This window comes from Paracoccus methylarcula (assembly GCF_003007735.2).
Lineage (GTDB): Bacteria > Pseudomonadota > Alphaproteobacteria > Rhodobacterales > Rhodobacteraceae > Paracoccus > Paracoccus methylarcula.
This window is the reverse complement of the sequence record NZ_PXNQ02000004.1, coordinates 200,222-222,213: the sequence shown is the minus strand read 5'-3', so window position 1 is coordinate 222,213 and position 21,992 is coordinate 200,222. Positions and strand designations below refer to the sequence as shown.

Sequence of the window (21,992 nt, the reverse complement as noted above, 5' to 3'; positions counted from 1 at the left end):
TCAAGGGCATTTATCCTGTCCTTCCGCGAAATGAGGAGAATCCGATGGTCCGCAACCTGCTTCTGGCCTTGTGCCTTGCACTGCCCGTCACGGCTTTTGCCGAAGGCGACGAAAACGGGGCCGTGCCGCAATTGAGGGCCTGCGTTGAAGACAGCGCATCGAATGGTGCCGAACTGGCCGGCTGCATCGATGCCGCGCATCGGGAATGCCTGCAATACCCTCCGGATACGGCCCCTGACGCGGCGGCGAAATGCTTTCTCGACCGGAAGAAAACCTGGGGAGACGCCATTTCGGAACAGATGGATTCGCTGAAGGAGGGGACCGGCGGGCAAGCTTTCGAGATCGCGCGTATCGATACCAGATACGACCTGACGGCGAACCTGCTGCAATGCGATCGCCTGACGGAACTGGCGCAACTGCAGGACCTGCCGGATCCGCGGATTAAGGCGCAACAGGCGCGGTGCGAGGCCACTGCAACCGGGTTGACCCTGATAAAGCTGCTGCTGCGGCCCGGAGCCGCGAAATGACTGCACAGCGCAGCGCTTTCCTGGCCGGCTTCCGCGCCTGCGCGCCGTTTTCCCTGATCATCGTTCCCTTCTCCACCCTGTTCGGCGTGGTTGCCCGTGACGCCGGACTGGATGTGCTTCAGGTCATGGCGATGGCGGCGATCGTCATTGCGGGCGCCTCGCAATTCACCGCCATCGCGCTCTTGCAGGACAACGCGCCGGTTTTCATCGCCCTGCTGGCGGCCCTGGCGGTCAATCTGCGCATGGCGCTCTATTCCGCCGCGCTGCAACCGCATCTTGGCCGGGCAAGGATCGGGACGCGCATGCTCATGTCCTATCTGATGATCGATCAAAGCTATGCCGTCGCCGCCAGGCATTTCGACATGACTCCCGCCATGTCCCTCGACGAGAAGGTCGCCTATTACATGGGCTGCGCCATGCTCTGCTGCCCGTTATGGTATGGCGGCTGCCTGGCCGGTGCATTGATCGGACAGCGGATTCCCGCCTCGCTGTCGCTGGATTTCGCGATACCCATCTGTTTCATTTCGCTGATCGCCCCGCTGATGCGAACGTTGCCGCATATCGTCGCGGCCTTGGTCGCGGTGACCGCGGCGATCCTGCTGTCGTCACTGCCCGGCAGTTTCAGCCTGCTGATCTCGGCCATTGCCGCCATGATCGCCGGAGCGCAGAGCGAACTTTGGCTAAGACGGCGGGCAAGGACGGTATCGGAATGATCGGGGACGGAGCATTCTGGAGCCTGACGGTCCTGCTGGGAATCGGGACGTTTCTCATCCGGTTCTCGTTCCTCGGTTTCCTTGGGGACCGCGAATTGCCGGATTGGCTGCTTCTGCATCTGCGCTATGTCCCCGTGGCGGTATTTCCCGCCCTGATCACGCCGCTGATCCTGTGGCCCGAGGCCACCGGCGGCCAACTGGATCCCGCCCGCCTGATCGCCGCCGCAGCCGCCTTTGCCGTCGGCTGCAGAATAAACGTGATCGGTGCGATTCTTGCGGGAATGGCGACGCTTTACCTGATGCAGTACCTGCTGGGATAGAGTGTCACGGCTTGGCGGGAACGGCCCGAAGCCTGCAGATCATACGGACCGGTTCAGCGCCCGCCCGGCATAGGACACTGTCGCATTTTCAAAGGCTCGCCGTGATCCCCCCATCGACATAGAGCACATGCCCGTTGACGAATTGCGAAGCGTCTGAGGCAAGGAAGATGCAGGCCCCGGCCAGTTCCTCGACTTTTCCCCAGCGACCCGCCGGTGTCCGCCTTTCCAGCCACGCGTTGAATTCGGAATCCGCGACCAGCGCGGCATTCAGCGGCGTATCGAAATATCCCGGCGCGATGGCATTGCAATTCAATCCGTATTTCGCCCAATCCGTCGCCATCCCCTTGGTCAGGTTCGCCACCGCACCCTTGGTCGCGGTATAGGGCGCGATACCCGGCCGGGCGAGTTGCGCCTGAACGCTGGCGATATTGACGATCTTGCCCCGACCGCGCCCGATCATGTGCCGTGCGCAAGCCTGACCCACGTGGAAAACGCTGGAAATATTGGTCTGGATCAGCCGCTCGAAGGCGTCCGGCGGAAACTCCTCCAGCGGGGTCCGATGCTGCATCCCGGCGTTATTCACAAGGATATCAATGGCACCGTGCTCGGCCTCGAAGCCGTCGATGGCCCGGCGCACCGCGTCGTGATCGGTCACGTCGAAAGGCAGGGCCAGCGCCTCCGCCCCTTCGTCGCGCAGCGCCTCGGCGGCTTGCTTCAGACGTTCGGCATTGCGAGCGTTCAGCACGATTTCGGCCCCGGCCCGGGCCAGCCCCCGCGCCAATGCAAGACCGATCCCCATGGACGAACCGGTGATAAGCGCCCTCCTGCCCGTCAAATCGAATAGCTTCATGCTTCCCCTTCCTGAAATAACCGGCAGCGGGAAATCGGCCCCTTGATGCTCGCCGCGAATGGTATACCATCCGGGCAGGAAAATTGACAAGCGCCGGATCGGTCTTGCCCTTCCGGCATATTCGGAATGCGTGCCGCGAACATGTCGTCGCGGACGCCCGGCTAGGCCCGAGAGCGAATGGGCAGCACGCCGCAAGCGACAACCAGAGCAGAGGCTTGAAACATGATCCTACCTATCTCCAACCCGCATCCCGATGGATTGTTTGTCGGCCGCCTGTGGCGTCCCGGAATCGGACCATGCGTCGTCGTGTTACGAGGGGACAGGCTGATCGACATCACCTCGCGCGAGGTGCCGACCATGCGCGACCTGATCGAACAGGAGGATGCCGCGGCCCATGCGGCCAGCGCCGAAGGTGAGCAGGTCGGAACCCTCGGCGACCTGTCCGACCCGGCGGAGGACAGGCTGCACCTGCTCGCCCCTTGCGATCTGCAGGCCATCAAGGCCAGCGGCGTCACTTTTGCCGAGTCCATGGTCGAACGGGTGATCGAGGAGCAGGCCGCAGGCAATGCCGACCGTGCGCAGGAGATCCGCCAACGCGTTCAGGCGACCATTGGCGACAGCCTGTCGGGGATCGTGCCGGGTTCGGACAAGGCGATGCAGGTCAAGGAAATCCTGCAGAAGGAAGGTCTTTGGTCGCAATATCTGGAGGTCGGGATCGGTCCCGATGCGGAGGTATTCACCAAGGCCCAACCCATGGCCTCGGTCGGCTACGGGGCGGATGTGGGCCTGCACCCGATCTCGAACTGGAACAATCCCGAGCCGGAAATCGTTCTCGCGGTCGACAGCCGGGGCCGGATTCGCGGGGCGAGCCTGGGCAATGACGTCAATCTGCGCGATGTCGAGGGACGCTCGGCCCTGCTGCTTGGCAAGGCCAAGGACAACAACGCCTCTTGCGCCATCGGGCCGTTCCTGCGGCTGTTCGACGATGGTTTCACGCTGGACGATATGCGCCGCGCGGAATTGACCCTGAAAGTCGAGGGCGAGGACGGTTTCGTGCTGGACGGCCATTCCTCGATGACCAAGATCAGCCGGGATCCGGAAAGCATTGTCGGGCAGACCATCGGCAGACACCATCAATATCCCGATGGCTTCATGCTGTTCCTCGGAACGCTTTTCGCCCCTATTCAGGATCGCGACACACCGGGACAGGGCTTTACCCACAAGACTGGCGACGTTGTGACGATCAGCGAGGCCAACCTGGGCATGCTGCGCAACACCGTCCGGCTTTCGACGGAATGCGCGCCATGGACCTTCGGCACCGGAGCACTGATGCGCAACCTCGCAGGCAGGGGGCTGCTGTGACCGGCAAGGGCCCGGCTTTCCGGTTCGCCGCCGTGATCATGGGCGGTCTTGACGAGCCGATGCAACTCTCACCGCGCCGCGATCGGCGCATGGGACAAATGGGCCGCAGAGATCCGAGGCTGCGGAGCGTAAGTCGAGCCGCAGGAACTGGGGTCTGACAGCGGATGCCGGTTTCCCGGAGATTGAACAAGGTGATCATGCCGACGGACAGGTTCAGGTGGTTTTATGAGGACGTGATGGACTACAAGTTACAGAGGCTTGGGATTGAACCATGCGTTTAGCGATTGCGATTGGAGATGCCTGCGGCATCGGACCGGAGCTGACTGCGGCTCTGCTGGTCCATCAGACCATGCGGGACCGCGAGGTGATCGTTGTCGGCGATGCACGGGTGCTGGACATGGGCAAGAAACATGCGGGCGTCGAATTCGTGCTGCCCATGATCCGGCCGGATGACATCGGCTCGACCTTGCCAGCAGGCCAGGTGATGGTCGATCTCGGAAACTGTCCCACAGATGGCCTGACACTCGGCCACTGGACCATGGAGGCGGGCACCGCATCCCTGCAAAATTTCGCAGCGACACTGCGCCTGGCACAGGCCGGTCTGGTGGATGCGGTGATGTTCACACCGTTCAACAAGCATTCCATGCGTTTAGCGCGGCCTCAATATGTCGATGAGGCCGGCTTCATCGGCGCCATCCTGGACAGCTCGCGCAGCAGTCACGAATTCAACGTCCTGGACGAGGTCTGGAACGCCCGCGTGACATCGCATGTCCCCTTGCGGCAAGTGGCCGAGTTGCTGAGCATCGACCGCATACTGGCGCATATCCGGTTGACGGCTGACGTCATGCAAGGCGCAGGCAAGCCCGGAGCCCGCATCGGGGTGGCGGCACTCAATCCGCATGCGGGCGATGGCCGGAACTTCGGTGACGAGGACGAAGACATCATCGTTCCAGCCGTGGAACAGGCCGCCGCCGAGGGTTTGAACGTCAAGGGACCGATCCCTTCGGACACCGTCTTCGTGCGTGCCCTTCGGGGGGAGTTCGACGCGGTGCTGACGATGTATCACGACCAGGGGCAGATCGCGATGAAACTGATCGGTTTCGACCGGGGCGTGACCCTGATTGCGGGTCACGACTTCCCGATCGTGACCCCTGCGCATGGCACGGCCTTTGACATCGCGGGCCAGGGCAAGGCCGATCTGGGGGCAACGCTGGCGGCCGCCCAACTGGGCGCCGATCTGGCTGCAATCAACCCGCCTCGAACACAGCTTCCCGCACTGCGCCCCGCTTGGGCCGATCCCCTGGACGCCTGACACCCGAACGCGCAGCAGAACGCTTTCCGCCGTGTTTCAAAAGCCAGCGAGCTGCCTGTTTTGCAGGAAAAACCGTGACCGGCGCCTGAACGGGCCCGGTATTCCCGGCCGGGCCATGTATCGGCCCGCACCGCAAAAGCGAGACCGCCAGCCTGTCCGGGATTCCAGGCTGGCGGGATTCGGTGCTGATGATCAGGCGTTGCCGACCTTCTGGGTCTGCGTGCCCAAGCCCTCGATGCCCAGGGACATGACTTCGCCGCCTTTCAGGAAGACCTGCGGCGACTGCCCCATGCCAACGCCGGGCGGAGTTCCGGTGGTGATGATATCGCCCGGCAGCAGGGTCATGAAGGTCGAGCAATAGCTGACCAGTTCCGCGACGCCAAAGACCATCGTCTCGGTCGAGCCTTCCTGGTACCGCTTGCCGTCCACCTCAAGCCACATCTTCAGCTTTCCGGGATCGGGGATCTCATCCGTTGTCACCAGCCACGGGCCGATGGGTCCGAACGTGTCGAATCCTTTGCCCTTGTCCCAGGTTGCCGTGCGTTCCAACTGCCATTCGCGTTCGCTGACATCATTGACGACGCAATAGCCCGCGACATGCTTCATCGCGTCGGCCTTGCCGACGCCCGACGCCCGAGCACCGATGACCACGCCCAGTTCGACCTCCCAATCGGTCTTGGTCGCCCCCCTTGGCACCAGGACCTCGTCATCCGGGCCGGTAATGCAACTGGTCCATTTGTTGAAGACCACGGGTTCGGTGGGCACGGCCATGCCGGATTCGGCGGCATGGTCGGCATAGTTCAGCCCGATGGCGATGAACTTGCGCACCTGGCCCACGCAGGGGCCAAGGCGCAACCCGTTCTGCGGCTCTCCCCCGATCACGGGCAGGTCGGCGGGGTTCAGGGCGCGCAGGCGCTCCAGCCCTTCGGGTGTCAGCACCTCACCGGCGATATCGTCGATATGGTCCGAAAGATCGCGCACCCGGCCCTGATCGTCCAGAGTCCCGGCTTTTCGGCCCCGGCCGGCCCGTAACGCAGCAGTTTCATCCCATCCCCCCAGTTGAAAACTTCGCCGCAGCCTAGTTCACCGGCAAGCGGCTTGCAATCTGGCTGGCAGGTTCTGGCGAAGTCACCGGCAGGGTGATATGTCGAGACCGGGGTATTGGAGATGGGGGAGATCATGCGGCTTTCCGGCAAACGGATTCTCGTAACGGCGGCCGGTCAGGGGATCGGGCGCGCATCGGCGCTGGCCTGTGCGGCCGAGGGCGCAGAGGTCATAGCAACCGACCGCGACCCGCGCTTGCTCGAAGACCTCGCGGCACCCGGATTGCACACACGAGTCCTGGACGTGACCGATGCCGCCATGATCGGGCAGGTGGCGGCAGAGGCCGCTGCCCTGGACGGGCTGTTCAATTGCGCGGGAATGGTGGCCAACGGCACATTGCGGGACTGCACCGAGGAGGATTGGAGCAATAGCTTTCGGCTGAACGTGGATGCGATGTTCCACCTGACCCGCGCGCTGATGCCCGGACTGCTGGAGACCGCTGCGCAAAAGGGCACGGCCAGCATCCTGAACATGTCCTCGATGTGTTCCAGCATCAAGGGCTTCGTCAATCGCTGCGCTTACGGCGCCAGCAAGGCGGCGGTGATCGGTCTGACGAAATCAATCGCCATCGACCATGTCGGGCAGGGATTGCGATGCAATGCGCTCTGCCCCGGCACGGTCGACACCCCCAGCCTGCGCGAACGTATCGCCAGGGCAGACGACCCGGTGCAGGCGGAAAAGGATTTCATCGCCCGCCAACCCATGGGACGGCTCGCCACGGTCGAAGACATGACGCCGATGGTCGTCTATCTGCTCTCGGACGAAAGCCGCTTCGTCACCGGGCAGGCGGTGCTGGTAGATGGCGGCGTGACGATCTGACACGGTCCCCGCGCGGCCATCAAGGCAGCCGACCGGCCCCCGTACGATCGCCACTTGATGGAGGGCTTCCGGATCAGGAATAGCCGGCCATTCGCGACTGTGCCATGCCCCATCTCGCGCTGCGCCGATCTCTGGCGGCGCGGTCGAAACCACCCATGGCTTGCGGATGAAACGGCAAGCAGATCACCGCTGCCTCATGGATTTGCATCGCCTTTCGATGCCAGGGCACCGTGATCCGGTATCTCCATCTCCAGAATGGCGGAGCCAAGGCATTTGCCATGGGCGTCGAGCGCCAGCGATCGCGTCACGCCGCCCCGCAACGCGCCCTTGAGAACGAAATTCAGCGCATGAAGCTGCGGCAGTTCGTAGCGCGTGACCTCGCCCGCGATCTCCGGGCCGAACAGATCTGTGACCCTGGCCACCGTCACGCTTTCGCGGATCAGCGGCCAGTCCTCGGCGCGATAAGCGATGACGGAAATATTCGAGGTGTTACCCTTGTCGCCGGTGCGGGAATGGGCCAGTTCACGCAAACGCATTTATCAGCTCTCCACCATCTGGACGCGGGTTTTCACCAGTTCCTCGGGGATCAATGTCGAGGCGACGCCAAGCATCCGGCGGATGCTGCGGGTTGCACCGCCACCGCCCGAGGGACCGTTGAGATAAAGGCTTTCGACCTCTTCGCCGATACGGGCGGCATCGGCCTGCGTGGCGCAGCGCGCGGCAAAGCGGACGCGAACTTCGCGCGGGCTGCAACCCTGCACCCCGCCCTGCCCGAGTATGGCATCGACGCCGATCAACTCGCCCCGGGTTTCACGGAGGGCGGGTCCGTTTGTGGCGAGACGCTCCCGCAGCAATTCAATGGCCAACCGGCCCCGCGCCTCGGCTCCCGGTCCGGCATATGAGATCTGCCCCTCGCCCAGCCAGCCATCGTCATAGCCCACCGACACTTTCAACATGCCCGTGCGCGGCGCCCCGGCTCCGCCCGAGACGCGGATACGGTCGGGGCCGTCCTCCGTCAGGGTAACGCGGGAGAAATCGGCGACGACATCCGGCTGCAAATAGCGGGACGGATCGTGGATCTCGTAGAGCAGTTGCTCGGTGCAGGTCGCGCGAGTGACCTGGCCCCCGGTTCCGGTAGGCTTGGTGATCACGGCATCGCCGTCCTTGGCGATCTCGGCCAACGGAAAGCCAAGCCGGGCAAGATCCGGGATATCCTTGTAGCCCGGATCGGCGAAATAGCCTCCGGTAATCTGTCCCGCGCATTCCAGCAGATGGCCGACAAGCGTGCCGCGCCCCAACCGGTCCCAATCATCCATCGTCCAGCCAAAGCTGTGGACAAGGGGTGCAAGGAACATGGCCGGGTCGGAGGCGCGCCCGGTCAGAACAACATCCGCGCCCGCCTGCAATGCCGAGACGATGGAAGAGACGCCGATATAGGCATTGGCCGAGATCAACCGGTCGCCCAATGCGCGGGCTGGCGCGCCCGTCTCATCAAGGATGAAATCGCCATCGATCACTGCATCGATCACGTCGTCGCCGGTGACCGCCGCGATCCTGAGATTGCCCAGTCCGAGCCGGTCGGCGATCTGGCGCAGCTTTCTTGCCGCAGCAAGCGGGTTCGCCGCGCCCATATTCGAGATGATCCGCGTGCCGCGCGCAGCGCAGGCCGGAAGCACCGCCCGCATCCGCCGTTCGAGCATCGGGTCAAAGCCCGCATCCGGATCATTCATCCGCGCCAGTTGGGCAAGCGCGATGGTGCGTTCCGCCAGGCATTCGAACACGAGGAAATCGAGTTCTCCCTTTTCGGCAAGCTCCACCGCAGGTTCGATCCGGTCACCGGAGAAACCCGCGCCTGCGCCGATACGGAGCGCCTCATGCCAGCACCTCGCCCTGCCGTCGCCCGATCACCCGGCCCCCGATCAGCAGCGCCAGCGCCGCGAAAGGGGCAGCCGGATGCGGCCAGATCGCAAGACCGACCGCGGCGATCATCAGGGCCAGATCGATGGCCCGCTTTCCGGTCAGGCGAGCGCCGGAGAGAAGGCCAGGGATAGCCAGGACCAGGACAATCCCCGAGGTGACCGCTTCGATGACCGACAACACCCCGCCGCGCATCGTCATGCCCGGATAAAGCAAGAGCATGAACGGCACGACATAGGTCACGGCGCCCAAGCGCACGGCCTCGAAACCGGCAGGCAGCCAATTGGTGCGCGCGATCCCGGCACCGACAAAGACCGCCACGCAGACCGGCGGCGTGATCACCGAGATGGTCGCGAAGTAGAACACGAAGAGATGGGCGACCAGCGGGTCTATCCCGACCGCGGTCATCGCCGGTGCCAGAACGGCGGCGACAAGGACATAGGCGGCGGTCGTCGGCAGTCCCATCCCCATGATCAGGCAGACAAGTCCCACGATCAGCGCCACCAGGGCGGTGGAATCGCCCGCGAGGGTCACGATCAGCGACGACAATGTAACGCCGATGCCGGTCAGGTTGATCATCGAGACCAGCACCTGCGCCCCGGCCAGCAGGACGCCGATGATGACCATGCCCCTGCCCGCGTCGGAAACCCCCGCGATGATACGGCCCGCCATCTCGCGCGGGCTCAGCCGTCCGGCCTGGGTTGCGACAAAGGCCACCAGAAGCCCGGCAATGCCATAGAACGCCGCCGTGGCAACGGAGCGGCCCAGATAGATACCGATACCCAGCCCGGTCAGCGCGGCAAGGATCGGCAGCACCCGGCGCGGCGCGGCAATCGTGGCCCAGGCCGGCAACTCGTCCTCGGGCACGATAGCGAGATTGCGGCGCAAGGCCACGATATGCACGGTGACGAAGACCGACAGGTAGAACAGCGCGGCCGGAATGATCGCCGCGACGATGATGGTGAGATACGGGACCCCGAGAATCTCGGCCATGACGAAAGCCGCCGCGCCCATGATCGGCGGCGCGATCTGTCCGCCGGTGGACGCCACCGCCTCGACCGCTGCCGCGAATGGCCTGGGATAGCCAAGCCGGATCATCATCGGGATGGTGAAATTGCCCGTTGTCGCGACATTGGCAACAGCGGAACCGGAAATCATGCCGAACAGGCCACTGGCGATCGTGGCGATCTTGGCAGCCCCGCCCGGTTGGCGACCGCCAAGGCGCATGGCCAGATCCATGAAGGCCTGTCCCCCGCCCGAATGCAGCAACAGCGCACCGAACAGTACGAATGCCGCGATGACGGTTGCCGCGACGCCGGTCAGCATGCCCCAGATACCCAGGTCTCCGAGGAAAATCGTCTCGGTCACGAAGGCCATGTCGAAGCCGCGATGTCCGAGCGATCCGGGGATATGCTCGCCGAGCAGGGCATAGGCCAGCCCCGCCACCACCAGCGCCGGAAAGACGATCCCCACGGTTCTCCGCCCCAGTTCCAGCACGGCGAGGATCAGACCGGCAGTCATCGCCATGTCCCATCCGGTGGCCCAGGGCAGCGAACCCATGATCGTCTCGTAATTCCAGACGATATAACCGCAGGCGAGGGTCGTGACAGCTGTCAACACAAGGTCGATGGCCAGCCCCACAGGCCGCCAGCGAGTGCCGGCGCCCAGAGGGTAAAGGGCGAATCCGAGTGCCACCACCAGCGCAAGAAATAGGGCCCGCTGGACCAGTCCCTCAAAGGGTCCCGTGGCAGCTGTCCAGAAGACGAACACCCCGACCAGTATTGCCAACCCGTTCTGTATGCGTTCAAGCGTCATGGCCTACTCGACCGGCCGCAGCGTTTCAGGCAGGTCGATCCCCTGCTCTTCGAACCAGCGCGCCGCACCGGGATGAAGAGGGATCGTGCCATAGGTCAGCGTCAATTCCGAGATGTCGTCCTCCTTGAGGCTGGCCATGGCATTGGCCTGCGCGGTCTCATCCTCCATCACCGCCTTGACGATATTGTAGGCGGTCTCTTCGTCCAGCGTGGATGGCGCGCCGACACCGACACCGAAACTCCATGTCGTATAGGCCGGGATGCCCTCTGCCGCGCCCTCGGGAATGTCCACGATCGAGATGTCGGGCATCTTGGTGCGCAAGCTGTCGGCCTGTTCGGGCGTCAGGCCCAGAACCCCGATATCGGTGAAGGTCGCGATATCCATTGTCGAGGCATCGAGCTTCTGCCCCGCCCCGGATTTGACATATCCCGCGACACGGTTGTCCTTGATCGCATCGACGATGTCGGTGGTCGATCCGCGGACATAATCGGCGCCGAGTCCAAGCGTCTCGAACACGGCCTCTGTCGTCGCTTCGGTGGCAGAGCCGCGAATGCCCGGGTTGAAACGCACGCCTTCCAGATCCGCGAGGCTCTCCACCCCGGCATCGGCGCGCATGACCACGTTTTGCGGTGCGCCGGTATAGACCCAGAGCAGCGTCAGATCCTGCGCCTTGCCTTCGAAGTCATTCGTACCGGCCACGGCATGCTGGGCGACATTGGTCGTCACCAGCCCGAGATCGACCTGATCCCGTTCCATCCGTCGGATATTGTCCATCGTCGCGCCGGTCTCCACCACCGAGGCGCTGAGCCCGTCGACCTTTTCGTTGATGAGTTGGCCAACCGCCACGAAATACCCGTAATGGCTGGACGAAGCAGAGGTCGAGCCGATGAGGATATCGGTATCCTGCGCTATTGCCGCCATCGGCAGGGTCAGCATGGATGCGCCGATCAGGGCGCGCGAAATTGTGTTCATGATTTTCCTCCCTCGCGAACCGCACGGGGCCGCAGCATCAGTTTTCCCGAAAAATCCATTGCGATAAATGGCGCATATCGCGATAATTGATGCGAAATGCGCAACAAACTCTCGCTTGACGATTACCAATGCGTCCGCATCCTCACCATCAGCGGCAGCTTTCGGGCGGCAGCCGAAAACCTGGGAATTTCCCCGTCATCGCTGTCACGCCAGATCGGTGCGATCGAGGAATGCCTGGGAACCCGCCTTTTCGACCGCGACACGCGCAATGTCGCGCCGACCGCGCAGGGCCTGCTGCTTACCGATATCGCCGAGCGGATGCTGAACACCGCCGAAAGCGGAATGGTCGAGTTCGAATCCTATCTCGCCGCGCGCAACGGGCGGCTGGTCATCGCGGGTCTTCCCTCGGTCACGGCCAGTCTTCTGCCGGGCCTCCTTCAGCGTTTCACGCTTGAGCATCCGAATGTCGATTTGCGTATCCTCGACGCGTTATCCGACAATGTCCTGCACGCGGTGGAAGCAGGCGAGGCGGATATCGGCTTTACCGCCGGGACGGTCGGCACGCGCGCGCGGTTATCCTTTCACCGCCTCCTCGATGACGAATTCGTCGCCATGGGAACCGCCGACGGACCCCTGGCCGAAGATCGCAACTATTCGTGGCCGGAACTTCTCGACATGCCGTTCATTGCCATGGCACGGGGAACCAGCGTGCGCGAATTACTGGACGGGGCCTGCCTGAGGATAGGCCGCGTTCTCGAACCGCGTTTCGAGGTAGCCCATCTTGCCACCGCCGGCGCATTGGTGGCCCAGGGGCTTGGTATCACGGCGCTGCCGACGCTGACCTTGCCGGTCCTTGGCGCCAACCGGCTTGTCCTCCGTCCCATACCGGATTTCGGAGCCAAGCGACGCATCGGGCTGGTCTGGAGTTCCGGACGGACCCTGTCGCCAGCGGCGCAATCCTTTCTCGACCTTGCCCGAGCCACGCCAATGCGGGCAGGTGATCTTGGGGGCCGCTGATACCCTCCGCCTCAAAGTTTTCCGGCAGCCACGTATTTCAGGGCGCGGGCAACCTCTGAAGGGCTGCGCGCCACGGCATTTGCCGCCGCATCGATTTCCTTCAACGCATGATCATGTTCCGGGGGTTGCAACACGATCAGCGGCTTGCCAAGAGCCGAGGCATAACCGGCATCGAAGGCCGCGTTCCATTGCTTGTATTTCTCGCCGAAACACACCACGACCACGTCGCTGCGGGCAATCGCGGTGCGGGTTCGCACGGCATTCAGCGATGCGCCCTTGCGATCATGCCAGAATTTGCTGTCCTCGGCGCCGAATATCTCGACCCCGCAATCATCCGACGCGGCATGGTCGGTTACCGGACTGTGCCAGTCGATTGCCAGGCCTTCGCAGGCAGTGATGACGCTTTCCCGCCAGTCGGTATGTATCTCGCCAGCCAGATATACACTCAGTTGCATCAGAATTATCCTTGTCTTGCCGCTCGAACCGGGAATTTCGCGCGCCTCGCCGGGTAGCGCGATGATCCTTGACTCTTCGACGATCCCATGGGTTTTCGCAACCGGCGGGATGTTGTTCGTAGCTGGAAAACCCAACCGGGCGCCAAATCCGCGTAGATCGGCGCATGATACCGGCCAAGGGCATCAATGCCGCGGATTCGCGATCTATATTCGGACATCTTTCGCCGATCGGCTATTGCCACGCCCTCCACCACCCTCTTAATTCACAGGGACGGGCAGATGGGATCGGGCAATTCCGTCCTGCGGTCCCGCCTTTCCTGTCTCGACAGGTGGAGTGCATAGCCTTGCGGAACAAGCCGGAAATCGGACGAGAAACCTTGCAGGGCGAATGTCGCGTGCAAGACGATCCGGACGGTTTGATGGTGTTCGACGGGTTGTGCAATTTCTGTTCCGCACAGGTGCGGTTCATCCTGCGAGTCGATCCGGCTGGCGCGATCCGGTTCACCTCGATCCAGTCGCCCTATGGCCGGCATCTGGCAGAGCGTTTCGGCATCGACCCGGACGATCCCTCGACCTTCCTGTTCTTCGATCGTGGCCACCCGCTCCGGGCGAGCGACGCGGTGATCGCGATGCTGGGACGGCTGAGCCGCCCCTGGCGATGGCTGCGCGTCCTACGGATCGTCCCCCGCCCGTTGCGCGATTCCGCCTATCGCCTGATCGCGCGCAACCGCTATCGCCTGCTCGGGCGCAGGGATAGCTGCATGATCCCGCCGCCGCATATTCGGGCGCGGTTCATCGACGATATTCCGCCGGGTGATCCGTGAGGCGGCGCATCGTCCTCGTCGGGGCGACCGGCACGTTCGGCAGCCGATTGGCCGCCATGCTGGCCCGGTTTCCCGGGATCGAACTGGTCCTTGCCGCAAGGCGGGCGAACCCGCTGGAGGTGCTGCGCCGCTCGCTTGAAGAACAAGGCACGGCAGCGCAAATCATCACCCGGATCTTCGACAGATCGCGCCCGGAAGATCTGGCGAGGCTCTCTCCATGGCTCGTGATCGACGCCGCCGGTCCGTTCCAGGGCAGCGATTACCGCCTCGCCCGGGAGGCGATCGGGCTGGGCGCCCATTATGTCGATCTCGCCGACGCACGCGACCATGTCGCCGGTTTCACGGACGCGCTCGACGATGCCGCGCGCAAGGCGGATGTCCTCGCCGTCACGGCGGCCAGTTCCACGCCCGCGCTGTCCCACGCCGCTCTTGAACCGCTGGTCGAGGGATGGTCCCGCATCGACGAGGTGGTGGTGGCGATCTCGCCCGGGGCACGCGCTCCGCGCGGGTTTTCCGTCGTGAAGGCCATTCTGTCCTATGTCGGGCAGCCGGTGCGCATATTCAGGAATGGTGCATGGCGCGATGTTCCCGGATGGTCTGGCACGCGCCGCCTGCACATGCCCGGCCTTGGCACGCGGCTCGCCTCGATCTGCGAGACCCCGGATCTCGACCTGCTGCCGCAGCGCTTTTCCATCCACCGCACCGCACTCTTCATGGCCGGGCTCGAGGTGAGGGCGATGCATATCGGACTCGCGCTGCTCGCCCTGCCGGTTCGCTGGAAGCTAATGCCGTCGCTGCGCCCGCTCGCGAGACCGTTGCGGAGCCTGGCCGGCATCCTTGCCCGGTTCGGCAGCGATCGCGGCGGCATGGTCGTTCAGGCGACCGGCTGCGACCGGAACGACCAGACCGTGCAGGCACGATGGGCACTATGGGCAGAGGCCGGTTCGGGACCGAATACCCCTGCCGCCCCGGCCGCCGCATGGTTCGCGCGCTGCTTGAAGGGCGCGAAACGCGGCGCGGTGCGATGCCCTGTGCCGGGATACTGAAGATTGACGACATCATGCGGGAACTGGCCTCATTCCCGATCCATGCGCGAACCGATGACAGCCTGCCGGACAGCCCTATCCTGTTCGAACGCCTCCTTGGCAGAAGATGGAGAGACCTGCCCGGATCCGTCAGGGCGGTACATGATGGCACTCACCTTTCGGCATCCGGGCATGCCGTCGCCCGCCCGGGAAAAAACATCCCTGCCCTGCTGTTGCGTCGGCTGCTCGGCCTGCCGCGTTCGGGCCATCATGAAGCCTCGGTCACCCTGGAACCGGTTCCCGGCGGAGAAAGATGGACCCGCCGTTTCGGCAGATCCCAATTCTCCTCGCTGTTGACCGATGCGGGACGGAACCGGCTCGGTCTGTTCGAGGAGCGTTTCGGCCCGTTGCGCTTCACCTTCGATCTGCGCCCCGGCCCGGCTGGAGTGACCTGGATATTCCGCAATTGGAGCCTTGCCGGTCTGGCCCTACCCGGATGGATGGCACCGCAGATCAGGGCGGGGGCCGAGGATGCGGGCAAGCTCTATCGCTTCCGCGTGGTGGTGGCACATCGCTGGACGGGGCTTCTTTTTGCCTATCGCGGAACCCTCGTTCCCCCGGTCTCCGGCGCATCCACGGAGGTCACGCGCTCATCGCCAAGCGCAAAGCTGCCGCTGTAACGGAACAATTCGCCGAACAGCGGATGGGTCAATGTCATGCGCATGCTGAAATGCGAGGCGTCCACCGGCCGCTCCTCGATATAGGCGCGGCCCAGCACGAGCCCCACCGGCAACGGCATGTCGATGCCCAGGATCCGCCAGATATAGCCTGCATCGCGAAAGACGAGCGCCCCCTCCTCGGCGGTGACCTTCAGTCGCATGCCGATCCCGAAGCGCACGAATTCGATCACCCGATTGCCGCCGGCCGGCTCCATATGGGAACGGAAATGGAAGGCTGGACGACCGGCAAAATGGAACACCCGGTCCCAATGAATCGTGCTGTCGCCGGGACGGGCACGGTAATCCACCTCGATCGGCACATCCGTGCCGCGATAAGGCACCAGCGCACCGAATATCCGCGCAAACGGGATCAGCAGCCGGGCTGCAGCACCGTGCCAGACCTCGTGCATCCTGCCCCTGACGCAGATATGATCGTCACTGAAGGCTCGCAGGAAGTAATGACGCCGGACGACCCCGCCAAGCCTGTACCAGTCATCGCCCAGTATCTCGTGGAAAACCGGCTGCCGCGGGGTGGCGCCCGATGCCGACGCCTTTGACGAGTCCCGAACGCTATCCGCCATGCCATGCCCCCATCCTTGTTTCACCGCCAGCGTCCCGATCAGGATCAGGCTACCGCTCAAAGCGGGTTTTGCCAGAAATATACATTCGGTGTTAGGGTCATCTCGCCACCACATCCGGAGATCATCATGCGTCTTCTCCTGCCAATCCTTTTCCTCGCCCAGCTCTCGGCATGCGTAGAGGCTGAATCACCGGCGATCCTGCATACCCGGCAGGAGGCCGCATGCACAGCCGTCATCGCCGCGCATATCCAGCGTCCCGCCAGCGAAGTCGCCTCGCGCTGGCTTTCCGAGGCGGGGGGCGTGGCACAAGTCGAGGCGCGGGACGGCAGCCGGCGGCATATCTGTAATCTGGACAGCTCGGCACGGGTCCTGGGCTATTCACATCCGAACGCGTGACCTGAGCCTGTCCGATTGCGCAACTGTATCCGTCGGAAGAGGTAAACCGTCAGTTCGATCCGCCTGCGCCGGACATACCGTGGATGAGCCCCCGGCCCGCCTCATCGCAAGCCAAGGGGCATGTTTCGGCAGGCTTCAATCCGCTGGCAGCATCTGCGGATTCCAGACCACTTCCCACAGATGCCCGTCGGGATCGGTGAAATAGCCCGCGTAGCCGCCATAGAAGGTATCTTGCGGCGCCTTCACGATCTTCGCCCCCGCGCACCGCGCCTTTTCCATGATCTCGTCGACATCCTCGCGGCGCAATACGTTATGGCCGATGCTGACAGCGGTGGAGCAGACCGCATGCCTGGACAACCCGGTGTCATGCGCAAGATCATCCTGCGACCAGATCGCGAGTTTCAGCCCGCCCGAGAGATCGAAGAAAGCCACTGCGCCATGCTCGAACTCGCGCCCGATGATGCCTTCGGTCGGCAGACCCAGCCCATCGCGATAGAAGGAAAGCGATCGTTCGAGATCGATAACGCCAAGTGTCAGAACGGAAATCCGTGGTTTCATGTCCATACCCTTTCCAGCGGCGTCCACATCATGCGGACAGCTCGATAGTCTTGGGCCGTCAACTTGATGACGGAAGGACCCGCCGGGCGGGGGCCGGGCCAACCTTCCCGAACCTAACCTGTTTCAGACAGGACGAGATTATCAACAGGGGGCAGCCCTGGTCAATGCCAGGATCCCCCGCGATTTCGGTGGAGATGTGATCCATTGGCCTTCGATTCTCGGCCATGTCGTCAATCCAGGCATCTTTCCCCGCGGCCATCTCGAAGGCCCGGCGCAAGTTCAGGCCATGTGGCGGGCGGTCACGGCCTGTCGATCCTGGGCGGCAACGGAAATCTTTTCACGAAATCCCCGGCCAACTCATGCCTTCCCTCCAGCCGCAGGTCGCCAGAGGCTTGCGCTTCGCCGATCGGGCGGCCGCCATAGACGACCGAGGCGACCGCTATCGGGGAGCCGCTGAATGTCACATCGGCAGCCTCCGGCTCGTCCCGGCGAATGGCGATCTCGTCGCGGGTGGCACGCGCGATGAACCCCTCCTCCTCCAGCCGGAAACCTATCAGCGCCTCGATCCCGCCCGCATACATCGTCCGGAAGGACAGCATCAAGGACGCCGCCGACAGGGGCAATGTCGGATCATGCGTGGGCGACCTGACCGCCCATCGGCCCAGTGCCTTGATCGCTTCCTCGCTTTCATAGCCCCAGGGCGTCAGCTCGTAGACCCGCACCGAAGCGGGCGGCGGCAGCTTGCGCCGGATCACGATCCCGGCCTGCTCCAGCCCTGCCAGCCTCTGGGTCAGCACATTGGCGCTGATCCCGTTGAGACTGGCCCGAAGATCGCCGAAGCGGCGCGGTCCGAACATGAGTTCACGCACCACCAGCAGCGCCCAACGCTCCCCGATCAGTTCCATCGCGAAAGCTGTGCCACATGCGTCGTCATACCAGCGCTTCATTGCCGATTCACCATTTTAGTTATTATTTTTAACTTTTATGTTGTATTTTATAACTTGCTGGGGAATCCTCGTCAAATACCGAATCTCGAAATTCAGGGAGGCCGAGATGCCCAGGATGATCTTTGTAAACCTGCCCGTCGCCGATGTGGAAAAATCCGCCGCCTTCTACCAGGCGATCGGCGCCACCAGGGACGACCGCTTCTGCCAGGAGGCTGCGGCAGCGATGATGGTCTTTTCGGAGACGATCACATTCATGCTGCTGAGCCATGAGCGTTTTGCCGATTTCACCTCAAAGCAGATCATCGACGCCAAGACCCAGGTCCAGGCCCTGCTCTGTCTCAGCGAAGACAGCCACGAAGCAGTCGATGCCACCCTCGCAAAGGCTGTCGCGGCGGGGGCAAAGGCCGATCCGATGCCCCGTCAGGAGATGGGCGATTACATGTATGGGCGCAGTTTCGAGGATCCCGACGGCCACATCTTCGAATTGGTGTGGATGGATGTCGACAAGGCGATGGCGGCATGGAGCGAAGGGGTGGCGGCGCAGTAACGCCCTGCCAGCTCTGTCGTCGAAACGACAGGACAAGACATACAATGTCTTTCACGAACCGAACCGCGCCGCCGGGCCTCCCGCAGGTTCGCCCGACAGCCAAAAAGGGAAGGAGACAGGATGATGACCGATACCGGAAAACTCGTACCCGCAGCGGAACTTGCGCGATTGAACGATGCCAGCTTCCCCAATGAGACCGCCGAATATCGCAAGGCGCGCAATGCATTGCTTGCCGAAGAGATCGAGCTCCGCCGCCATATCTGGCGCGTCGGGGAAATGCGGCGCGCGCTTCCGCCGGGCGGCGAGGTCACGACGGATTATCGCTTTGTCGGAGCGGATGGCGAGGTTGGCCTCGACGCCCTGTTCGGCAAGCATGATACGCTCGTCATCTACAGCATGATGTATGGCCCCCAACGCAAGCAGGGCTGTCCGATGTGCACCGCGCAGCTAAGCTCGTGGGACCCGGAGGTTCCGCATCTGGAACGGCGGATCGCGCTCGCGGTCGTCGCGCGCTCTCCCTATGAACGGATCGCCGCCTATGGGCGCGAACGCGGCTGGAAGCATCTCAGGCTCTATTCCGATCCAAGCGGGAATTTCACCGAGGATTTCGTCGGCGGTCGAGATGCCGACATGCCTGCCTATACGGTTTTTCAGCGCGACAATGGCAGCATCCGTCATTTCTACAGCGCCGAGGGCAATTCGAAAATGGCCGATCCCGGCCAGGACCCGCATAATGCTCCCGATATGAACCCGCTATGGATCCTGCTCGACACCACCCCCGAGGGCCGGGGCAGCGACTGGTATCCGAAACTGGCATATGACGACTGAACATCCGCGTCCCCGCGTTCTCATTTCGGCAACATGGTGAGCTGCGATCCCGGCTTGATCGGATCGCCGATTGGTTCATGCTGACAGTCAACACGACAGGCGGCATATGAACCATGACAGCGACCGAGACATCCACCCGATTGATCCGCGAAACGGCGGAACTCTTTGCTGCCGAACCGGCCTTGTCCCCGCTGACCGATGCGGCAGCAGAGAATGCGAGGGCAGGATTGTTCCCTGGATCCGGCCACGGTCTGCCGCCACGGAATGCGCAGCCCAGTTCACGGAGTTAATGGAGCACACGGTGCCCGAGGAAGCGCAGGCTTCCATCGACACATTCCTTGTTGATGGGCCAGACGCTGTCCTGATGGGATACCTGTCGGGAACCGTGCGCGCGACGGGCAAATCCTTCGAGGGACCGTTCGCTTTGCGGCTCACAGTCGAGGGTGGCCGGATTACCCGGCATCATCTGCATGAAAACAGCCTGTCGATTGCCGAAGCTTGCACCCCGCGAAAGTTGCGGCGGCGAAGTGCGCGGCTCCCAAACCACTCCGAGTCAACACCAATTATTGTAAGCAGGAGATGGCGCGCCCTGCCGCTCGGATGTATCCGCTTCCGGGATCTTTACCTTCCTCGGCCTGACCGGCTTCATGCCTCGCCGACAGGGACGGGCGCGATCTGGATGAGACCCGCCCACAAATCCGGTTCGAGACGACGGCAAATCACCGAATGTCAGTCGGCGCCGACGAAACGCGCCATCTTGCCCAGGGTTTGCAGCCCCAGTTCCACCGCTCCGAAGCCCTTGGCATCCTGGAACTCGGCAGCCGTGCCGAACACCATGCCAAGCGTCACCTCTGTGGCCCCGTCCACGTCCTCGAACGAAATCCAGGCATCGGCATGCTTCGGTCCGTTCTCGCCCCACAGAAGTGTATAGCCGATCCGCTCTTCGGCCCGGACCTCCTTGTAAAGGTGATGGTTCGGGAAAACCGTTCCATCCGGCGCGGTCATGTCGAAGACCCATTCGCCGCCCTGGCGCAGGTCGATCCTGTGCGTGCGGCAACTGAACCCGTCCGGCCCCCACCATTTTGGCAGCGCCTCGGGATCTGCCCAGGCCCGCCATACCAACTGCCGCGGCGCCCGGATCCTGCGGCGCAGCACCATGGTCCGCTCGGCCACGCCCGCCAGGTTGTCCAGACCCGCGCCAAATCCCTGCTTGTAGCCTGCCTCCATGCCGTCAACCGCAGAGGAAAGCTGAACCGTCAGCATCAACCTGCTGCCCTCGTCCATGCGCGCGAAAGCCGCCGTCACCAGGGCCGAGGATTGCGTCACCTCGCCGGACGATATCACTTCGTAGTTCACGCTGCGCTCCGCAGGCTTCAGTTCCAGCCAACCGCAATCGCAGCGGATATCGGGTTGGCCCTCGACCTTGCAAAGCGAAATCTCGCATCCGCCGACCCTCGTGTCGGCTTCGAGAAACTCGACCGTAACCGCAGGCGAGGGCGCGGCCCAGACCGATCGGGCGGCGGGCGCTGTCCAGGCGTGCCACAGGGTCTCGACCGGGGCGGCGATGTCACGCTCGAAGGTCAGCGTCGCGAAACGGCTGCTCGAGTCGGTATTCGGAACCTGTTCCGGTTTCATTGCGTGCGCTCCTCCATCAGCTTCATCACATATTCATCCATCCGGTCGAGCCGGTCTTCCCATATGGCCCGCTGCTCATCGAGCCATGTCCGCACCGGAACCAGTGCCTCGGGCACGATGGCACAGGAACGCACCCGCCCGTCCTTGGATGTGGCGATCAGCCCCGCCGTCTCCAGCACGGAGAGATGCCGCATCACCGTCGGCAAGCGCAGCCCGGTGGGCCTGGCCAGTTCGGTCACCGGGGCGGGCCCCTCGGCCAGGCGCGTCAGGATCGACCTTCGGGTCGGATCGGCGAGCGCGTGAAAAAGGAGCGAAAGGTCGGGTTCATGCTTAGCCATACGGCTAACTAACACCCTCTCATTCCCGCGGCAAGGAAAAACTTCGCCGATCAGCTAAGTTTTACGCCATGGCCGTTCCCTTGCCCTGCCGCAGCCGGCCGATGGAAGGCATGTCCGGACATCCACAGGCCGGCCAGCCGTGGCTCTGGAAGGCCGCGCTTGCGTCAGCTTCGAATGCCCGCACGCCGCTGGCCGGACACCTCGTGAGACGCCCCCGGCAAGAGCGCCCTGACAGCGCGCTTGAGTGCCACGAAGCACCGGCGAACAATTTTCGCCCGCTCGATCCGTCCCTGCTCGCGGATCCGGTGAATTGCCTCCCGGTCGATACCGGAAGCGGGAACCTGACGGATGAAGGATTTCTCGGGACGATTGTCAGAAAAACTGTCTGTCATTTCGATCTTGCTCCGCTTG

At 63.3% G+C, this 21,992-nt stretch carries 26 protein-coding genes; 13 read left to right on the top strand and 13 right to left on the bottom strand.

The window, feature by feature from the left end:
- Positions 1-44 precede the first annotated feature (44 nt).
- The 3 genes from A7A09_RS08545 to A7A09_RS08535 are packed head-to-tail and all read left to right on the top strand — an operon-like array spanning position 45 to position 1,560.
- On the top strand, positions 45-527 hold the full coding sequence (locus tag A7A09_RS08545) for a hypothetical protein (RefSeq protein ID WP_106690987.1): 483 nt from the start codon (positions 45-47) through the stop codon (positions 525-527).
- Positions 524-1,240 (top strand): AzlC family ABC transporter permease, encoded by a 717-nt coding sequence (locus A7A09_RS08540; RefSeq protein WP_106690986.1) that lies wholly within the window; start codon positions 524-526, stop codon positions 1,238-1,240. Before A7A09_RS08545 ends, A7A09_RS08540 begins: the two co-directional genes overlap by 4 nt.
- Positions 1,237-1,560, top strand: coding sequence for an AzlD domain-containing protein (locus A7A09_RS08535; RefSeq protein WP_106690985.1), 324 nt, complete (start codon positions 1,237-1,239; stop codon positions 1,558-1,560). Before A7A09_RS08540 ends, A7A09_RS08535 begins: the two co-directional genes overlap by 4 nt.
- Positions 1,561-1,648: 88 nt before the next feature.
- On the opposite strand, the gene A7A09_RS08530 is transcribed toward A7A09_RS08535, so the two are convergent.
- Positions 1,649-2,410: an SDR family oxidoreductase gene (locus tag A7A09_RS08530; RefSeq protein ID WP_106690984.1), complete on the bottom strand. Its 762-nt coding sequence runs from the start codon at positions 2,408-2,410 to the stop codon at positions 1,649-1,651.
- Between the two features lie 222 nt (positions 2,411-2,632).
- Between A7A09_RS08530 and A7A09_RS08525 the strand changes: the two genes are divergently transcribed.
- Together A7A09_RS08525 and A7A09_RS08520 are read left to right on the top strand one after the other, a co-directional pair.
- The gene (locus A7A09_RS08525; protein ID WP_106690983.1) at positions 2,633-3,772 is read left to right on the top strand and encodes a fumarylacetoacetate hydrolase family protein; all 1,140 of its coding nucleotides are present in this window, start codon (positions 2,633-2,635) and stop codon (positions 3,770-3,772) included.
- Between the two features lie 271 nt (positions 3,773-4,043).
- Positions 4,044-5,084: a 4-hydroxythreonine-4-phosphate dehydrogenase PdxA gene (locus A7A09_RS08520; RefSeq protein WP_106690982.1), complete on the top strand. Its 1,041-nt coding sequence runs from the start codon at positions 4,044-4,046 to the stop codon at positions 5,082-5,084.
- A gap of 192 nt (positions 5,085-5,276) precedes the next feature.
- On the opposite strand, the gene A7A09_RS08515 is transcribed toward A7A09_RS08520, so the two are convergent.
- Complete coding sequence (locus A7A09_RS08515; protein WP_436277791.1) at positions 5,277-6,065, bottom strand: fumarylacetoacetate hydrolase family protein; 789 nt, start codon at positions 6,063-6,065, stop codon at positions 5,277-5,279.
- 186 nt (positions 6,066-6,251) lie between these two features.
- On the opposite strand from A7A09_RS08515, the gene A7A09_RS08510 reads away from it, so the two are divergent.
- Complete coding sequence (locus tag A7A09_RS08510; RefSeq protein WP_245999232.1) at positions 6,252-7,007, top strand: SDR family oxidoreductase; 756 nt, start codon at positions 6,252-6,254, stop codon at positions 7,005-7,007.
- Between the two features lie 194 nt (positions 7,008-7,201).
- Here A7A09_RS08510 and A7A09_RS08505 read toward each other — a convergent pair whose 3' ends face one another.
- The 4 genes from A7A09_RS08505 to A7A09_RS08490 are packed head-to-tail and all read right to left on the bottom strand — an operon-like array spanning position 7,202 to position 11,711.
- Positions 7,202-7,543: an AtuA-related protein gene (locus A7A09_RS08505; protein ID WP_106690981.1), complete on the bottom strand. Its 342-nt coding sequence runs from the start codon at positions 7,541-7,543 to the stop codon at positions 7,202-7,204.
- Between the two features lie 3 nt (positions 7,544-7,546).
- The gene (locus A7A09_RS08500) at positions 7,547-8,869 is read right to left on the bottom strand and encodes an acyclic terpene utilization AtuA family protein (protein WP_106690980.1); all 1,323 of its coding nucleotides are present in this window, start codon (positions 8,867-8,869) and stop codon (positions 7,547-7,549) included.
- 10 nt (positions 8,870-8,879) lie between these two features.
- Positions 8,880-10,739, bottom strand: coding sequence for a TRAP transporter permease (locus tag A7A09_RS08495; protein WP_106690979.1), 1,860 nt, complete (start codon positions 10,737-10,739; stop codon positions 8,880-8,882).
- Between the two features lie 3 nt (positions 10,740-10,742).
- Positions 10,743-11,711, bottom strand: a complete 969-nt coding sequence (locus A7A09_RS08490; RefSeq protein ID WP_106690978.1) for a TAXI family TRAP transporter solute-binding subunit — start codon at positions 11,709-11,711, stop codon at positions 10,743-10,745.
- A gap of 96 nt (positions 11,712-11,807) precedes the next feature.
- Here A7A09_RS08490 and A7A09_RS08485 point away from each other — a divergent pair, with 96 nt between their 5' ends.
- Complete coding sequence (locus A7A09_RS08485) at positions 11,808-12,728, top strand: LysR family transcriptional regulator (RefSeq protein WP_106690977.1); 921 nt, start codon at positions 11,808-11,810, stop codon at positions 12,726-12,728.
- 11 nt (positions 12,729-12,739) lie between these two features.
- Here A7A09_RS08485 and A7A09_RS08480 read toward each other — a convergent pair whose 3' ends face one another.
- Positions 12,740-13,183 carry a YtoQ family protein gene (locus tag A7A09_RS08480; RefSeq protein ID WP_106691078.1) on the bottom strand — a complete coding sequence of 148 codons (444 nt, stop codon included), beginning with the start codon at positions 13,181-13,183 and terminating at the stop codon, positions 12,740-12,742.
- Positions 13,184-13,578: 395 nt separating this feature from the next.
- Here A7A09_RS08480 and A7A09_RS08475 point away from each other — a divergent pair, with 395 nt between their 5' ends.
- The 3 genes from A7A09_RS08475 to A7A09_RS21055 are packed head-to-tail and all read left to right on the top strand — an operon-like array spanning position 13,579 to position 15,712.
- Entirely contained in the window at positions 13,579-14,007 is a 429-nt protein-coding gene (locus tag A7A09_RS08475; protein ID WP_211341079.1) for a thiol-disulfide oxidoreductase DCC family protein, read from the top strand.
- Positions 14,004-15,053, top strand: a complete 1,050-nt coding sequence (locus A7A09_RS21060) for a saccharopine dehydrogenase NADP-binding domain-containing protein (RefSeq protein ID WP_211341078.1) — start codon at positions 14,004-14,006, stop codon at positions 15,051-15,053. The genes A7A09_RS08475 and A7A09_RS21060 overlap by 4 nt, the downstream gene beginning before the upstream one ends.
- A complete protein-coding gene (locus tag A7A09_RS21055; protein WP_211341077.1) occupies positions 14,987-15,712 on the top strand; it encodes a DUF4166 domain-containing protein in 726 nt (241 codons plus the stop codon). Before A7A09_RS21060 ends, A7A09_RS21055 begins: the two co-directional genes overlap by 67 nt.
- Here A7A09_RS21055 and A7A09_RS08465 read toward each other — a convergent pair.
- Entirely contained in the window at positions 15,628-16,392 is a 765-nt protein-coding gene (locus tag A7A09_RS08465; protein WP_211341076.1) for a DUF4166 domain-containing protein, read from the bottom strand. The genes A7A09_RS21055 and A7A09_RS08465 overlap by 85 nt on opposite strands.
- A 66-nt stretch (positions 16,393-16,458) precedes the next feature.
- On the opposite strand from A7A09_RS08465, the gene A7A09_RS08460 reads away from it, so the two are divergent.
- The gene (locus A7A09_RS08460; protein ID WP_106690976.1) at positions 16,459-16,728 is read left to right on the top strand and encodes a hypothetical protein; all 270 of its coding nucleotides are present in this window, start codon (positions 16,459-16,461) and stop codon (positions 16,726-16,728) included.
- A gap of 135 nt (positions 16,729-16,863) precedes the next feature.
- Here the strand turns inward: A7A09_RS08460 and A7A09_RS08455 are convergent, their stop codons facing one another.
- Positions 16,864-17,286: a VOC family protein gene (locus tag A7A09_RS08455; RefSeq protein ID WP_106691075.1), complete on the bottom strand. Its 423-nt coding sequence runs from the start codon at positions 17,284-17,286 to the stop codon at positions 16,864-16,866.
- A 299-nt stretch (positions 17,287-17,585) separates the two neighbouring features.
- Positions 17,586-18,233 carry a winged helix-turn-helix transcriptional regulator gene (locus A7A09_RS08445; RefSeq protein WP_245999230.1) on the bottom strand — a complete coding sequence of 216 codons (648 nt, stop codon included), beginning with the start codon at positions 18,231-18,233 and terminating at the stop codon, positions 17,586-17,588.
- Between the two features lie 106 nt (positions 18,234-18,339).
- Between A7A09_RS08445 and A7A09_RS08440 the strand changes: the two genes are divergently transcribed.
- On the top strand, positions 18,340-18,780 hold the full coding sequence (locus tag A7A09_RS08440) for a VOC family protein (RefSeq protein ID WP_106690974.1): 441 nt from the start codon (positions 18,340-18,342) through the stop codon (positions 18,778-18,780).
- A 123-nt stretch (positions 18,781-18,903) separates the two neighbouring features.
- Positions 18,904-19,608 (top strand): DUF899 family protein, encoded by a 705-nt coding sequence (locus A7A09_RS08435; protein WP_106691074.1) that lies wholly within the window; start codon positions 18,904-18,906, stop codon positions 19,606-19,608.
- A 729-nt stretch (positions 19,609-20,337) separates the two neighbouring features.
- Here A7A09_RS08435 and A7A09_RS08425 read toward each other — a convergent pair.
- The 3 genes from A7A09_RS08425 to A7A09_RS08415 all read right to left on the bottom strand — a co-directional run bounded on the left by A7A09_RS08425 (position 20,338) and on the right by A7A09_RS08415 (position 21,973).
- Positions 20,338-21,243, bottom strand: coding sequence for an SRPBCC family protein (locus tag A7A09_RS08425; RefSeq protein WP_106690973.1), 906 nt, complete (start codon positions 21,241-21,243; stop codon positions 20,338-20,340).
- On the bottom strand, positions 21,240-21,581 hold the full coding sequence (locus A7A09_RS08420) for an ArsR/SmtB family transcription factor (protein ID WP_211341075.1): 342 nt from the start codon (positions 21,579-21,581) through the stop codon (positions 21,240-21,242). The genes A7A09_RS08425 and A7A09_RS08420 overlap by 4 nt, the downstream gene beginning before the upstream one ends.
- Positions 21,582-21,745: 164 nt before the next feature.
- Positions 21,746-21,973 (bottom strand): hypothetical protein, encoded by a 228-nt coding sequence (locus A7A09_RS08415; protein ID WP_148043630.1) that lies wholly within the window; start codon positions 21,971-21,973, stop codon positions 21,746-21,748.
- Positions 21,974-21,992: the final 19 nt, after the last annotated feature.

Excerpts from the sequence above, each read along its gene's own strand:
- A7A09_RS08545 (WP_106690987.1), top strand. The coding sequence starts at position 45 with ATGGTCCGCAACCTGCTTCTGGCCTTGTGCCTTGCACTGCCCGTCACG.
- A7A09_RS08540 (WP_106690986.1), top strand. The coding sequence starts at position 524 with ATGACTGCACAGCGCAGCGCTTTCCTGGCCGGCTTCCGCGCCTGCGCG.
- A7A09_RS08535 (WP_106690985.1), top strand. The coding sequence starts at position 1,237 with ATGATCGGGGACGGAGCATTCTGGAGCCTGACGGTCCTGCTGGGAATC.
- A7A09_RS08530 (WP_106690984.1), bottom strand. The coding sequence starts at position 2,410 with ATGAAGCTATTCGATTTGACGGGCAGGAGGGCGCTTATCACCGGTTCG.
- A7A09_RS08525 (WP_106690983.1), top strand. The coding sequence starts at position 2,633 with ATGATCCTACCTATCTCCAACCCGCATCCCGATGGATTGTTTGTCGGC.
- A7A09_RS08520 (WP_106690982.1), top strand. The coding sequence starts at position 4,044 with ATGCGTTTAGCGATTGCGATTGGAGATGCCTGCGGCATCGGACCGGAG.
- A7A09_RS08510 (WP_245999232.1), top strand. The coding sequence starts at position 6,252 with ATGGGGGAGATCATGCGGCTTTCCGGCAAACGGATTCTCGTAACGGCG.
- A7A09_RS08505 (WP_106690981.1), bottom strand. The coding sequence starts at position 7,543 with ATGCGTTTGCGTGAACTGGCCCATTCCCGCACCGGCGACAAGGGTAAC.
- A7A09_RS08495 (WP_106690979.1), bottom strand. The coding sequence starts at position 10,739 with ATGACGCTTGAACGCATACAGAACGGGTTGGCAATACTGGTCGGGGTG.
- A7A09_RS08490 (WP_106690978.1), bottom strand. The coding sequence starts at position 11,711 with ATGAACACAATTTCGCGCGCCCTGATCGGCGCATCCATGCTGACCCTG.
- A7A09_RS08485 (WP_106690977.1), top strand. The coding sequence starts at position 11,808 with ATGCGCAACAAACTCTCGCTTGACGATTACCAATGCGTCCGCATCCTC.
- A7A09_RS08480 (WP_106691078.1), bottom strand. The coding sequence starts at position 13,183 with ATGCAACTGAGTGTATATCTGGCTGGCGAGATACATACCGACTGGCGG.
- A7A09_RS21055 (WP_211341077.1), top strand. The coding sequence starts at position 14,987 with ATGGTTCGCGCGCTGCTTGAAGGGCGCGAAACGCGGCGCGGTGCGATG.
- A7A09_RS08460 (WP_106690976.1), top strand. The coding sequence starts at position 16,459 with ATGCGTCTTCTCCTGCCAATCCTTTTCCTCGCCCAGCTCTCGGCATGC.
- A7A09_RS08455 (WP_106691075.1), bottom strand. The coding sequence starts at position 17,286 with ATGAAACCACGGATTTCCGTTCTGACACTTGGCGTTATCGATCTCGAA.
- A7A09_RS08445 (WP_245999230.1), bottom strand. The coding sequence starts at position 18,233 with ATGAAGCGCTGGTATGACGACGCATGTGGCACAGCTTTCGCGATGGAA.
- A7A09_RS08440 (WP_106690974.1), top strand. The coding sequence starts at position 18,340 with ATGCCCAGGATGATCTTTGTAAACCTGCCCGTCGCCGATGTGGAAAAA.
- A7A09_RS08435 (WP_106691074.1), top strand. The coding sequence starts at position 18,904 with ATGACCGATACCGGAAAACTCGTACCCGCAGCGGAACTTGCGCGATTG.
- A7A09_RS08425 (WP_106690973.1), bottom strand. The coding sequence starts at position 21,243 with ATGAAACCGGAACAGGTTCCGAATACCGACTCGAGCAGCCGTTTCGCG.
- A7A09_RS08420 (WP_211341075.1), bottom strand. The coding sequence starts at position 21,581 with ATGGCTAAGCATGAACCCGACCTTTCGCTCCTTTTTCACGCGCTCGCC.
- A7A09_RS08415 (WP_148043630.1), bottom strand. The coding sequence starts at position 21,973 with ATGACAGACAGTTTTTCTGACAATCGTCCCGAGAAATCCTTCATCCGT.